At 67.3% G+C, this 12,824-nt stretch carries 9 protein-coding genes; 6 read left to right on the top strand and 3 right to left on the bottom strand.

Annotation, left to right across the window (positions count from 1 at the left end; translation table 11 throughout):
• Positions 1-106: 106 nt before the first annotated feature.
• The 6 genes from BLW48_RS20450 (at position 107) to BLW48_RS20425 (ending at position 9,394) form a co-directional block, all read left to right on the top strand.
• Positions 107-3,616, top strand: coding sequence for a transglutaminase family protein (locus BLW48_RS20450; RefSeq protein WP_093177163.1), 3,510 nt, complete (start codon positions 107-109; stop codon positions 3,614-3,616).
• A 62-nt stretch (positions 3,617-3,678) separates the two neighbouring features.
• The gene (locus BLW48_RS20445) at positions 3,679-6,429 is read left to right on the top strand and encodes a circularly permuted type 2 ATP-grasp protein (RefSeq protein WP_093177162.1); all 2,751 of its coding nucleotides are present in this window, start codon (positions 3,679-3,681) and stop codon (positions 6,427-6,429) included.
• 35 nt (positions 6,430-6,464) lie between these two features.
• The gene (locus tag BLW48_RS20440; protein WP_093177160.1) at positions 6,465-7,286 is read left to right on the top strand and encodes a basic amino acid ABC transporter substrate-binding protein; all 822 of its coding nucleotides are present in this window, start codon (positions 6,465-6,467) and stop codon (positions 7,284-7,286) included.
• Positions 7,287-7,297: 11 nt separating this feature from the next.
• On the top strand, positions 7,298-8,266 hold the full coding sequence (locus tag BLW48_RS20435) for a transglutaminase family protein (protein ID WP_093177159.1): 969 nt from the start codon (positions 7,298-7,300) through the stop codon (positions 8,264-8,266).
• Positions 8,263-8,721, top strand: coding sequence for a RidA family protein (locus BLW48_RS20430; RefSeq protein WP_093080114.1), 459 nt, complete (start codon positions 8,263-8,265; stop codon positions 8,719-8,721). Before BLW48_RS20435 ends, BLW48_RS20430 begins: the two co-directional genes overlap by 4 nt.
• A 76-nt stretch (positions 8,722-8,797) precedes the next feature.
• The gene (locus BLW48_RS20425; RefSeq protein WP_093177157.1) at positions 8,798-9,394 is read left to right on the top strand and encodes a nucleotidyltransferase family protein; all 597 of its coding nucleotides are present in this window, start codon (positions 8,798-8,800) and stop codon (positions 9,392-9,394) included.
• Positions 9,395-9,419: 25 nt separating this feature from the next.
• Here the strand turns inward: BLW48_RS20425 and BLW48_RS20420 are convergent, their stop codons facing one another.
• The 3 genes from BLW48_RS20420 to BLW48_RS20410 form a co-directional block, all read right to left on the bottom strand.
• Positions 9,420-10,085, bottom strand: a complete 666-nt coding sequence (locus BLW48_RS20420; protein ID WP_093177156.1) for an aspartate/glutamate racemase family protein — start codon at positions 10,083-10,085, stop codon at positions 9,420-9,422.
• A gap of 21 nt (positions 10,086-10,106) precedes the next feature.
• Positions 10,107-11,561, bottom strand: a complete 1,455-nt coding sequence (locus BLW48_RS20415; RefSeq protein WP_093177154.1) for an MFS transporter — start codon at positions 11,559-11,561, stop codon at positions 10,107-10,109.
• A gap of 362 nt (positions 11,562-11,923) precedes the next feature.
• Entirely contained in the window at positions 11,924-12,766 is an 843-nt protein-coding gene (locus tag BLW48_RS20410; protein ID WP_176928712.1) for a MurR/RpiR family transcriptional regulator, read from the bottom strand.
• Positions 12,767-12,824 lie beyond the last annotated feature (58 nt).

Raw genomic sequence — 12,824 nt, 5'->3', positions numbered from 1 at the left:
CAAAGTCACGCTCAGTGGCGCGTTAATTGCTTGGCATCTGGGCTAGTATGCGTCTCACAAGAGACATCTTTTCGATGCAATCTCGCAGTACTGCACACAAAAACGCATGTCCATTCACGCCGCTCTCCACCACGTCACCCACTACAAATACGACCGCCTGGTGCAGTTGGGCCCACAGGTCGTGCGCTTGCGTCCCGCGCCGCATTGCCGCAGCAACGTCATCTCGTATTCGCTGCGGGTCGAGCCGGCCGAGCACTTCGTCAACTGGATGCAGGACCCGTTCGCCAACTACCAGGCGCGGCTCGTGTTCCCCGAGAAGACGCGCGAATTCAAGGTCACGGTCGACCTCGTGGTCGAGATGGCGGTCTACAACCCCTTCGACTTCTTCCTCGAGCCACAGGCCGAGAACTTCCCGTTCAAGTACACGGCCTCGCAGGCCGAAGAGCTCGCGCCCTACCTCGTCACCGAAGCGCCCACGCCGCTGCTGCAGGCCTACCTCGACAAGATCGATCGCAAGGAGCAGCGCACCATCGACTTCCTGGTCGGCATCAACCAGCAGGTCCAGCAAGACGTCAATTACCTGATCCGCATGGAGCCCGGCGTGCAGACGCCGGAAGAAACGCTCACCAGCGGGAGCGGCTCATGCCGCGACTCGGGCTGGCTGCTGGTGCAACTGCTGCGCCACTGCGGGCTGGCCGCGCGTTTCGTCTCGGGCTACCTGATCCAGCTCACGCCCGACGTGAAGGCGCTCGACGGCCCCAGCGGCACCACGGTCGACTTCACCGACCTGCACGCCTGGTGCGAAGTGTTCCTGCCGGGCGCAGGCTGGATCGGCCTCGACGCCACCTCGGGCCTGCTGGCTGGCGAGGGCCACATTCCGCTGGCCTGCACGCCCACGCCTTCGAGCGCGGCGCCCATCGAGGGCGGCGTCGACGAATCCGAGGTCGAGTTCGGCCACGAGATGAAGGTCACGCGCATCTACGAATCGCCGCGCGTCACCAAGCCCTACACCGAAGAGCAGTGGTCCGAAGTGCTGGCCCTGGGCGACGCTGTCGACGCGCGCCTTAAGGCCGGCGACGTGCGCCTCACCATGGGCGGCGAGCCGACCTACGTGGCCACCAGCGACCGCGACGCGCCCGAATGGAACACCGACGCCCTCGGCCCCACGAAGCGCGGCTACGCCACCGAGCTCGTGCACAAGCTGCGCGCCGAGTACGGCAAGGGCGGCTTCCTGCATTTCGGCCAGGGCAAGTGGTACCCGGGCGAGCAGTTGCCGCGCTGGGCGCTGTCGATCTTCTGGCGCGCCGACGGCCAGACGCTTTGGCACGACCCCGAACTGTTTGCCGACGAGCGCTTTCCCACGCACTACACGAGCGAGGACGCGCGCCGCTTCACCACCGTGCTGGCCCACAAGCTCGGCCTGACCGAGCGCTACATCCAGCCCGGCTACGAAGACATCTACTACTACCTCTGGCGCGAACGCCGCCTGCCGGTGAACGTCGACCCCTTCGAATCGAAGCTCGACGACGAACTCGAACGTGTGCGCCTGCGCCGCGTGTTCACGCAGAAGCTCGACGCGGTGATCGGCTACATGCTGCCCATCGAGCCCGGCAATGCGAACGGCGACGCCCCCGCGCTCGCCGGCCCGGCCTGGAAGACCGGCCCCTGGTTCCTGCGCGACGACCGGCTCTACCTGATCCCCGGCGACTCGCCCATGGGCTACCGCCTGCCGCTCGACTCGCAGCCGTGGGCCAGCAAGGGCGACTACCCCTACCTGATCGAACGCGACCCGACCGCGCCGCGCGGCGCCCTGCCGAGCGCGGCCGACTACCGCGCGCGCTATGCCGTAGGCACAACCGGCACAGGGGCCGACCTCGGCGCAGTGCCCTATGCCTTCGGCGCACCGCCCGTCGTGCCCGCCTCGCTACGCATGCAGGCGCCGGGCGCCGGCGAAGGCGATGCATCGGCTGCAGCAGCAACTGACGATGCGGACGACAAATCGACCACGCGCCAGCCGCTGCGCGGCGAATCGGCCCACTGGGTCACGCGCACCGCGCTGTGCGTCGAAGTGCGCGACCCGCGCCGCGCCAACGGTCCCTCGGCCGAGAAAAAGGGCAATGCATCGGGCGTGCTCTACGTCTTCATGCCGCCGCTCGCGCGCCTGGAGGACTATCTCGACCTGGTCGCAGCAGTCGAAGCCACCGCGCGCGACCTGGGCGTGCGCATCGTGATGGAAGGCTACCCGCCGCCGCGCGACCCGCGCCTGAAGATGCTGGCCGTCACGCCCGACCCGGGCGTGATCGAAGTCAACATCCACCCGGCCCACAACTGGAAGGAACTGGTCGACCACACCGAGTTTCTCTACAACGCCGCGTTCGAAACCCGCCTGTCGGCCGAGAAGTTCATGACCGACGGCCGCCACACCGGCACCGGCGGCGGCAACCACTTCGTGATGGGCGGCGCCACGCCCGCCGACAGCCCCTTCCTGCGCCGGCCCGAGCTGCTGGCCAGCCTGCTGCTCTACTGGCACAACCATCCGTCGCTGAGCTATCTGTTCTCGGGCATGTTCATCGGCCCGACGAGCCAGGCGCCGCGGGTGGACGAGGCCCGCAACGACCAGGTCTACGAGCTGGAAATCGCCCTGAAGGAAATCGCGAAGAACCGCGAGATCTATGGCCAGAACATGCCGGCCTGGCTGGTCGACCGCACGCTGCGCAACATCCTGATCGACGTGTCGGGCAACACGCACCGCAGCGAGTTCTGCATCGACAAGCTCTACTCGCCCGACTCGAGCACCGGCCGCCTCGGCCTGCTGGAGCTGCGCGCTTTTGAAATGCCGCCGCATGCGCGCATGAGCATCGCGCAGCAGCTGCTCATTCGCGCGCTGGTCGCCCGCTTCTGGGACGAGCCCTACAAGGCCCCCGTCACCCGCTGGGGCACCGAGCTGCACGACCGCTTCCTGCTGCCGACCTTCGTCAAGATGGATTTCGACGACGTCATCAGCGAAATGCGCCAGGCAGGCTTCGCCTTCGATGCCGACTGGTTCGCGCCGCACTTCGAGTTCCGCTTCCCGCTGGTGGGCCAGATGCAGGCGATGGGCGTGGAGCTCTCGCTGCGCAACGCGCTCGAACCCTGGCACGTGATGGGCGAAGAAGGCTCGGCCGGCGGCACGGTACGCTATGTCGATTCGTCGCTCGAACGCATCGAGGTGCGCGTGACCGGCCTGAACGAGAGCCGCCACGTCATCACCGTCAACGGCAAGGTGCTGCCGCTGCAGCCCACCGGCGTGGTCGGCGAGTTCGTGGCCGGCGTGCGCTACAAGGCGTGGAACCCGCCTTCGGCCCTGCACCCGAGCATCCCGGCCCACGCGCCGCTGACCTTCGACCTGGTCGACACCTGGATGAAGCGCTCGCTGGGCGGCTGCCAGTACTTCGTCGCCCACCCGGGCGGGCGCAATTACGACACCTTCCCGGTCAACGCCTACGAGGCCGAAAGCCGCCGCCACTCGCGCTTCACCCGCACCGGCCATACACCCGGACTCATGCGCACACCCCCGGCGACCATCGAGCTGCCGGGCAGCCGCGAATTCCCGTTCACGCTGGATCTGCGGCGATAAGGGGACATTTAGCACGCTGCCCAAACGGATACCCGTGAAGGCAGTGTGACAATCCCCCTCCTGTGGAACCTTTGAACGAATCCCTGTTCGACGCCCAGGCACTGGAGTTTCCAGCGGCCCTGGCGTCGGCGCTCGCCCCGCCGGCCCTGCCCGGCCATTTCGATGAACTGCGTGGGCAGTCCACCGCGGTAGCGCCTGTACGGCCAGTGCCGGGGGCTGCGCCAGCCCCTGCGCCCGCCCCGCTGCTGTACGACGCCGCGGTCGAACGACCACCGGCCACTGGGCAGTCGCAGTCCCAATCGCAGTCGTCGCAGTCTCAATCCCAGACGCAGACACAGGGCCCTTCCGGCGAACAACCGCCGCTCACGCCCGCCTGGAACGCCTTCTTCGAACAGCTCGGCCCGGGCGGCTTCAACGACCTGCCCCGACGCGCGGCCAGCCTTGAACGGCAGATCCGCGACAACGGCGTCACCTACAACGTGTACGCCGACGCCAATGGCCCGCAGCGCCCCTGGTCGCTCGACCTGTTCCCGCTGATCGTCTCGCCCGAAAGCTGGAGCCAGATCGAGGCTGGCGTGCTGCAGCGCGTGCGCGTGCTCGACCGGGTGATGGCCGACGTCTACGGCCCGCAGCAGCTGCTGGCCGAAGGGCTCATTCCCCCGGCGCTGGTGCGCGGCCACCCCGGCTATCTGCGCGCGCTGCACGGCGTGAAGCCGCCGGGCGACACCTGGCTGCACATCACCGCCTTCGACCTCGCACGCGGCCCCGACGGCAACTGGTGGGTGGTTTCGCAGCGCACGCAGGCGCCCTCGGGCCTGGGCTACCTGCTTGAAAACCGCCTCGCCATCACGCGGCAGTTTCCGCAAGCCTTCGAGGCGCTGCACGTGCAACGCCTGGCCGCCACCTACAGCGCCATGATGGAAGGCCTGCAGCGCATGTGCCCGGCCGGCGTACCGCCGCACATCGCGCTGCTCACGCCCGGCCCGTACAACGAAACCTACTTCGAACACGCGTACCTCGCGCGCTACCTGGGCATCACGCTGGTCGAAGGCAGCGACCTCACGGTGCGCGACCAGCGGCTCTACCTCAAGACGCTGCAGGGCCTGCGCCCGGTGCACGGCCTCATCAAGCGGCTCGACGACCAGTTCCTCGACCCGCTGGAACTGCGCCCCGATTCCACGCTCGGCGTGCCCGGCCTGCTGCAGGCCATTCGTGCCGGCAACGTGCTGGTGGCCAACATGCCGGGCTCGGCGTTCCTCGAATCGCCCGCGCTGCTCGGCTTCTTGCCGGGGCTGGCGCGCCGCCTGATCGGCGAAAAGCTCAAGCTGCCCGCGCTGCCCACCTGGTGGTGCGGCGAGCGTGCCGCGCTCGAATCGGTGCTGCCGCAGCTGGCCGACTGCGCCATCAAGCCCACCTACCCCGGCTTCGACGGCCGCGCCAGCTTCGACGCCGTGCTCGGCAGCCAGCTCGGCCGGCGCGAGCTCGACGAATGGGCCGGCCGCATCGTGCGAGAAGGCGACGTGCACACCGTGCAGGGCTACCAGCCGCTGTCGCAGATGCCCACCTGGGCCAACGACATGGGCCCGGGCCACATCGCGCCGCGCGCTGTGCTGCTGCGCGTGTTCGCGGTGAGCGACGGCGCGCAGTCGTGGCGCGTGCTGCCCGGCGGCCTGGCCCGGCTTGCGGGGCCCGATGCGCAGATCGCGTCGATGCAACGTGGCGGCAGCAGCGCCGACGTGTGGGTGCAGACCCACGGCGAGGTCGACCGCACCACGCTGCTGCAGCCGCACGCCACGCCGGCATCGCTCGCGCGGCACCGCGCGCCCGTTACCAGCCGCGCCGCGGAAAACATGTTCTGGCTCGGCCGCTACACCGAGCGCGCCGAAAACGCCGTGCGCCTTGCGCGCCTCACGCTCAACCTGCTGGGCAGCGAAGACCAGTCCTCGCGCCCGTTGCTCGAATGGCTGCACCGCATGGCGCTACGAAATGCACTGGTGCCGGCCGAAGTGCCGAGCGCGCCGCAATCGCGCCGCGTGTTCGAACGCGCGCTCATCGCCGAACTGGGCGATGTGGAGCGCGGCGGCAGCGTGGGTTTCAGCCTGATGTGCATCCGGCAAGCGGCCGCCGCCGTGCGCGAGCGCCTGTCGCAGGACAACTGGAACCAGATCGTGCGCGCCGAGACCGACTTCCTGCGCCGCGCGGCCGAGCAGGCTGGCGAGGGCAGCTTTGCCAGCAGTGCCGCGTTGCGCGCCCTCGAGTCCGCCAGCACCGCGCTGGCCGCCATGACCGGCGCGCAGACCGACCGCATGACGCGCGACGACGCCTGGCGGCTGCTGTCCATCGGCCGCCACATCGAGCGACTGGGCTTCTTGTCGAATGCGCTGGAGGCCGGCTTTGACAACGGCGCCGTGCACGAGGTGAGCGGCTTCGAGGCGATGGTGGCGCTGTTCGACAGCACCATCACCTTCCACGCCCGCTACCAGCAGCGCCGCGACGTCGCCACCATGGTCGACCTCCTGGTGCTCGACGCCGAAAACCCGCGCTCGCTCGCATGGGTCACGCAGACCCTGCGCGGGCGCATTGCACGGCTGGCCGGCAGCGCGCCCGGCAAGCTGACCGCACTGTCGTACGAACTGCCCGACCCGGCCGGCTGGACGCTCGAACACCTCTGCGCCGCAGGGCCCGAGGCCAACTACCCGGCCCTCGTCGAGCTGCTCGCCAACTGCGAGACGGCCGCCTACCATGTGTCCGACGCGATCGGCACACGCTACTTCACGCTGACATCCGAATCGCTGCGCTCGGTCGGAGCCTGATTTCCAGACAAAGACAGTTCCAAGGAGGCATATCCATGTCAGGCATCGCCATCAACCGCCGCTTCGCACTCACCGCCGCCGGCCTGCTCGCGGCGCTCGCCATCGCGGCCTGCAGCAAGCAGGAGCCTGCCGCGCCCGCCGCAGCCAGCGCACCGCCTCCACCTGCCGCCGCCCGGGTGCTGGTGGTCGGCACCGACGCCGCCTACACGCCCTTCGAATCGCAGAACGACAAGGGCGAGATCGTGGGCTTCGACATCGACGTGGTGAAAGCGGTCGCGCAGAAAGCCGGCATCGAGGTGAAGTTCGTCAACACGCCGTGGGAAGGCATCTTCAACGCGCTCGACCAGGGCGACCGCGATCTGCTGGTGTCGGCCATCACCATCACCGACGAGCGCCGCCAGACGATGGATTTCTCGCAGTCGTATTTCGACGCCAGGCAGCTGATCGCCGTGAAGAACGACTCGCCCGTCACGAAGTTCGATGACATCAAGACCCTGAAGGTCGGCGTGCAGAACGGCACCACGGGCGACGAGGTGGTGGGCAAGCTGCTGGGCAAATCGAGCACCGCCATCAAGCGCTTCGAATCGACGCCGCTCGCGCTCAAGGAACTCGAAGCCGGCGGCGTGCAAGCCGTGGTGGCCGACAACGGCGTGGTGGTGCACTACATCGCCAACAACACTGCAGGCGGCTTCAAGACGGTGAGCGATGCGAACTTTCCGGTCGAGAAGTACGGCATTGCCGTGAAGAAGGGCAACACCGAACTGCTCGCCAAGATCAACCAGGGCCTCGAAGGCATCCGGGCCGACGGCACCTACGCCAAGATCTACGCTTCGCATTTCGGCGCCGAGTCGAAGTAGGCCAACCCATCATGCTGCTACACGTCACCCACGAAACGCGCTACGAGTACGCGCCGCCGGTCGAGACGGCGCAGCACCTCGCCCATCTGAAGCCGCTGGCCACCGACTCGCAGCGGCTCGTGAGCCACAAGCTCGCCATCGAGCCGGCGCCCGCACAGCGCAGCGAGGTGGCCGACCTGTACGGCAACACGCGTGCCTTCTTCGCGCTGGAGGCCACGCACGACCGGCTCGTCGTCACGGCCGAGAGCGTGGTCGAAACCTCGGTGCCCGTGCTGCCCGCCACCGTGGCGCGCGAGCTGCCCTGGGAGAGCGTGCGCGAGCGCTTCCGCTTCCGCAAGGACGCCACCTTTGACGCGGCCTCGGAGTTCGTCTTTCCGTCGCCCTACGTGCCGCGCCACGACGACTTCACGGCCTATGCGCGCGCCAGCTTCGTGCCCGGCCGCCCCACCTTCGACGTGGCGATGGACCTCACCGAGCGCATGTACGAAGACTTCGCGTACGACGCCGACAGCACCGAGATCAACACCCCCGCCGTCGAGGCCCTCGCGCAGCGCAAGGGCGTGTGCCAGGACTTCGCCCACATCATGATCGCGTGCTTCCGCACCATGGGCCTGCCCGCGCGCTACGTGAGCGGCTACCTGCTGACGCAGCCGCCACCCGGCCAGCCCCGGCTGGTGGGCGCCGACGCCTCGCACGCCTGGGTGTCGGTGTACCTGCCCGGCGACGGCCCCGAAGGCGTCGGCAGTCAAGGCGGATGGGCCGACTTCGACCCCACCAACGGCCGCCAGCCGGGCGAAGACTACGTCACGCTCGCCATCGGCCGCGACTACTCCGACGTGTCGCCGATGCGCGGCGTACTCCATGGTGGCGCAAGGCACACGCTGCGGGTCGGCGTGACCGTGCAGCCAGTGGGGGAAGTGGTCGAGGGCCTTCCGCAAACCCGGACACAATCGCCTTCCCAAGACAAGGAGTCTCCATGAGCGTTTACGACAAACTTTCCAGCCTCGGCATCACCCTGCCCCCGGTCTCCGCCCCTGCCGCCGCCTACGTGCCCTTCGTGCAGACCGGCAACCTCGTGTTCCTCTCGGGCCATATCGCGAAGAAGGACGGCAAGGTCTGGGCCGGCCAGCTCGGCGCCAACATCAGCACCGAAGAAGGCAAGCAGGCCGCACGCGCCATCGCCATCGACCTGCTCGGCACGCTGCATGCGGCCGTGGGCGACCTCAACAAGGTCAAGCGCATCGTCAAGGTGATGAGCCTGGTCAACTCGGTCGGCACCTTCACCGAACAACATCTGGTGACCAACGGCGCGAGCGAGTTCTTCGCTGAAGTCTTCGGCCCCGAAAAGGGCGCGCATGCACGCAGCGCCTTCGGCGTGGCACAGGTGCCGATGGGGGCTTGCGTGGAAATCGAGCTGATCGCTGAAGTCGGCTGATCCGCTTCTTTCGCATCTCCACGATTCGAGGCCTGACGGCGATGGTCGTCAGGCCTCTTTGCATTGCGTCGACACCATGCCATTGACACCCACCGGCTTGATCGGGCAAGCCATGCAGGACCCGGTCAACGCCGCGCTGCTTTCACGCCTGCCCGGCCTCGGGCTTCGCCAGGGCTTCCTGACCGCCGGCTGCCTGTTCCAGGCGACGTGGAACCGTCTTTCCGACAAACCGCCCGGCTGGGGCGTGAAGGATTACGACGTCTTCTACTTCGACGACACCGACCTGTCGTGGGAAGCCGAAGACATCGTGATCCAGCGCGTGCAGAAAGCGGTGGCCGACCTGGGCGTGAGTGTGGAGGTCAAGAACCAGGCGCGCGTTCACCTCTGGTATGAGCAGCGCTTCAAGTCGCCCTACCCCCGGCTCGGGTCCGCGCGCGACGGGATCGACCGCTACCTCATCGCATGCACCCGCGTCGGCATCGACCTGGCCGACGGAACGCTCTATGCGCCCGACGGGCTGGACGACCTGGCAGCGGGCATTCTGCGCATGAACCCGCTGCTCCCGATGCGCGAGTTGTTCCTCAAGAAGGCGGCGGACTACCAGGCACGATGGCCGTGGCTGCGGATCGTGCAGCCCGAAGCGGCTACTCGCGCTTCCAGCTCGACACTGTGATGAACACGTCCACGGTGCTCATTCCTCATGCTCCCCGGGTTGATGCGAACCGCGAACACAGCAGTCGCATGGCGGCCGAGATGGGCGCGATCACCGGCACGTCGAACCGTGGGGCCAGCGCCAGTGCGGCCTGCCCCAGCGGGCCGCCGCCGATGATCACCGCCTGGGCGCCGTCTTCGTCGATGCAGCACTGCACGGCCTTTGCCAGCGCTTCTTCCAGCGCCTGCGGATCAGCTGCCAGCGCGCGCGGGTCGCCTTGCGTCAGGCGGATGCCGGTGTAGAGAGCGCGCAGTCCCAGCGCGGCCGCCCTGCCCTCGATGGGCGACACCAGTTCGGGCGTGACCGTGGCAATGCCGAAGCGGCGACGGCCCTCGCTGGCCGCGAGCATCGATGCTTCGGCGATGCCGACCACCGGCACGCCTGCTTCACGGCGCAGCAACTCGATGCCCGGATCGCCGAAGGCGCTGACAATCACGCCATTCCACCTTCCGCCGGCAGCGGAACGCCAGGCTTTCAACACCTCCGTCGCAGCCGCATTCAGCTCGTCTTCATTGACGATCATGGTCGGCCCGCCGGCCGCGGTGATGCCTGTCACGCGGCACCCGGCCGGTGCCTCGCTGCTGGCGATCTTCGCCATCATTGCGGTGGTCGACGACGACGAGTTGGGGTTGATGAGCAGGATTTCTTGCATGCGTGAGGACTCTCTGAAAATTCAACCCGGCTGCACGATCTTCGTGGTCGGGGCAGCGTCGTCGCCGGGGCTTTCACCCGGCAGCGGCAACGCATCGGGCGACTGGCCATAGGTCTCGGGCACGCTCTGCACGCTGACCACGAAGACCGCGTACATACCGGCCGCAAGGCTGAACACGCCGACCAGGCCGAAGGCATCGAAGAGCCGGCCCGCCACCAGCGGCATCAGCGCGCCTGCCGCTGTGCCAGTGGCAAGAATGAAGGCCGTGCCGAAGGCTCGCACCCGGGTCGGGTACAGCTCGGGCGCGAAGATCCAGATCGTCGTGTTGAGCAGCAGCACGAAGAACTGGAACACCGCGCCGGCAATCAGGATCACCACGATGCTCTTGGCAACGAAGCCGATGGTCAACGCCGCCAGGCAGGCGCACACGGCGCCGGCCGTCAGCACGCGCTTGCGCGGAAAGTGAAAACCCAGCAGCGAGGCTGCGATGGCCCCCAGCAGGCTGCCGCCCTGCATCACCATCGTGAAGAGCAGGCTCTTCGACATGCTGTAGCCCAGGGCAACAAGGATGGTCGGCATCAGCGTGAGCACCGAGATCTGCGCGCCGTAGGTCATCCAGATCGTGATGCACAGCGGAATGGTCCGCCGCGCCAGTGCGCCGCGAAAGATCTCGGTCACGCGTACCTTGATGCGGGCATTCGGCGCGGCCAGCCCATCGTCGGTGATGTACTGATGCTGCGGCACGTTCTTCTTCGAAAGCCTGCCCGACGCCAGTCGCGACAACACCGCATTGACTTCCTTCACCTTGCCCTGCGACAGGAGGAAGCGCGGCGTCTCGGGGATGTAGCGGCGATAGAAAGCACCGAGTAGCGCCGGCACCATCAGGCAGGCGAACAGCCAGCGCCATGCGTTGTCGCCCGGGAACATCCAGAACACCAGCAGGCCGAAGCCCGGCGCCAGGAAGTTGCCGAGCCCACCCGCACCGACGTTCACCAGCCCGACAGCGGTGCCGCGGAACTTGGTCGAGCAGAACTCGGCCAGCATGGTGACGGCGATCGCGATCTCGCCGCCCAGCCCGAAACCCACGACCGCGCGGCCCAGCGCCATCACCGCCAGGTTGGGCGCCATCGCGCAGATGCCTGCGCCGAGGGTGAACAGCAGCAGGTCGATCGACAGCATCACGCGCCGGCCGTAGCGGTCGGCGATGAAGCCCGAGATGATCCGCCCCACCGCCGCGCAGGCGAAGGTAACGGTGTTCAGCAAGCCGATGTCGGAAGCGCTGAGCCCCCACTGCTCGCGCAGCATCGGTCCCACGATACCCACGGCGTTCTGCTCGAAGCTGTCGAACAGGCAGCCGATGAGGATCAAAAAGATGATCGTGTGGTGCGATCGGGTGACGCCGATCTTGTCGAGCGCTCTGTCGAGTTCGGCGACCCGGGGCGAGTCGGGTCCGGAAGAGAGTGCAGGTCCAGCCATAGGAAACCCCTTGAGAAAGGTATGAAGTGCTTTGCTCGGCGCAGTCCGGAATCGCTTCGCATGCTATCGGCGACTCCATCGGTCTGACATATCGATTTCACCTAGTTTGTTTTTGTGAAATCTCAATTTCATACGAAACATCCCTACGCAAGCTACATGCCCGCCTGCGCGTGACGCACGTAAGCCACGTGCCGCAGGGGTACTTTTCAGAGGGGAAAGCGTGGGATGACCGTCACAGGCGGGCGCATCCGAGACCTGTTGCAGCCTCTGCGGATGCACCTTGGATGGGCAGATGCGCACTACGGTCGTGCGTCTTTTCAGTGCACTCCGACCAGATCAGGCCAGTCGAGCGCCGCTGCCGCTCAAAGCTCGCCGTTTTCCTCGTGCTCGAGCTCGATCGCGGCCAGACGCTTGCGACCGGCGGAGCCCGAGGCTTCGATCACCATCGTGGCGATCAGGTCGCAGATGCCCATCACGGCAGTGTGATTGTCCAGAAGCCCCGGCCCCCGGCAATCGCATTGCAGCGACCAGGTGGCCCCAGCGAAGTCCGGCGAGGCCTTGTCGCTGATGTAGACGATCTTCGCGCCGGCCTTGCTGGCGCCCGCGAGCAGGATGTCCATCTGCCGCGTCTGCCGTCGCGTGCCGAAGACGATCACGCAGTCGCGCCCGGTCAGGCCAGCCAGGTGCTCGGCCAACGTCTCGCCGGGCCCCGGAATGGCGGTGACGCGCGGCACCACCTGCACGATCTGCCAACGCAGGTAAAGGGCAAAGGCATGGCTGCTGCGGCTGCCGAAGATCAGCACCTGCCCCGCGCCGATGATCGCCTTCACGATGCCGGCCATCTGCCTGTCGTTGAGCCGGTCGAAGGTGCTGGCCAGGTTGGCCTGCGACTGCTGGAAATGCGTGGCGACAAGGTGGCCGCGCTTCGACGCCTCGGTCGCGTTCTGGAACAGCGGCGAACCCGTCTGCTTTTCCTCGCGAACCTGGCGCCGGGCCTCTTCGTAGTTCTCGTAGCCGATGCGACGGATGAAGCGGCTCACCGTCGAAGGCGACACCCCCGCCAGTTCCGCCAGCTCGTTGCCCGCATAGCTGGCCAGCTCGCCCGGAAACTCCAGGACGAAATCGGCAAGCTGCCGCTCGGTTGCGGACAACTGGTCGAGCTGGCTGCGGACGCGGCGGACAAAGGAATCTGCGGACATGGGCATGCGAGTGGGAGAGGCGCACGATGATGCCATGCCGTCCCCTTCCCGCAGCAGGATGTAC

This window comes from Variovorax sp. YR266 (assembly GCF_900107295.1).
Taxonomy (GTDB): Bacteria; Pseudomonadota; Gammaproteobacteria; order Burkholderiales; family Burkholderiaceae_C; genus Variovorax.
The sequence above is the reverse complement of the archived record's forward strand: the minus strand, read 5'-3'. Positions and strand labels throughout refer to the sequence as shown.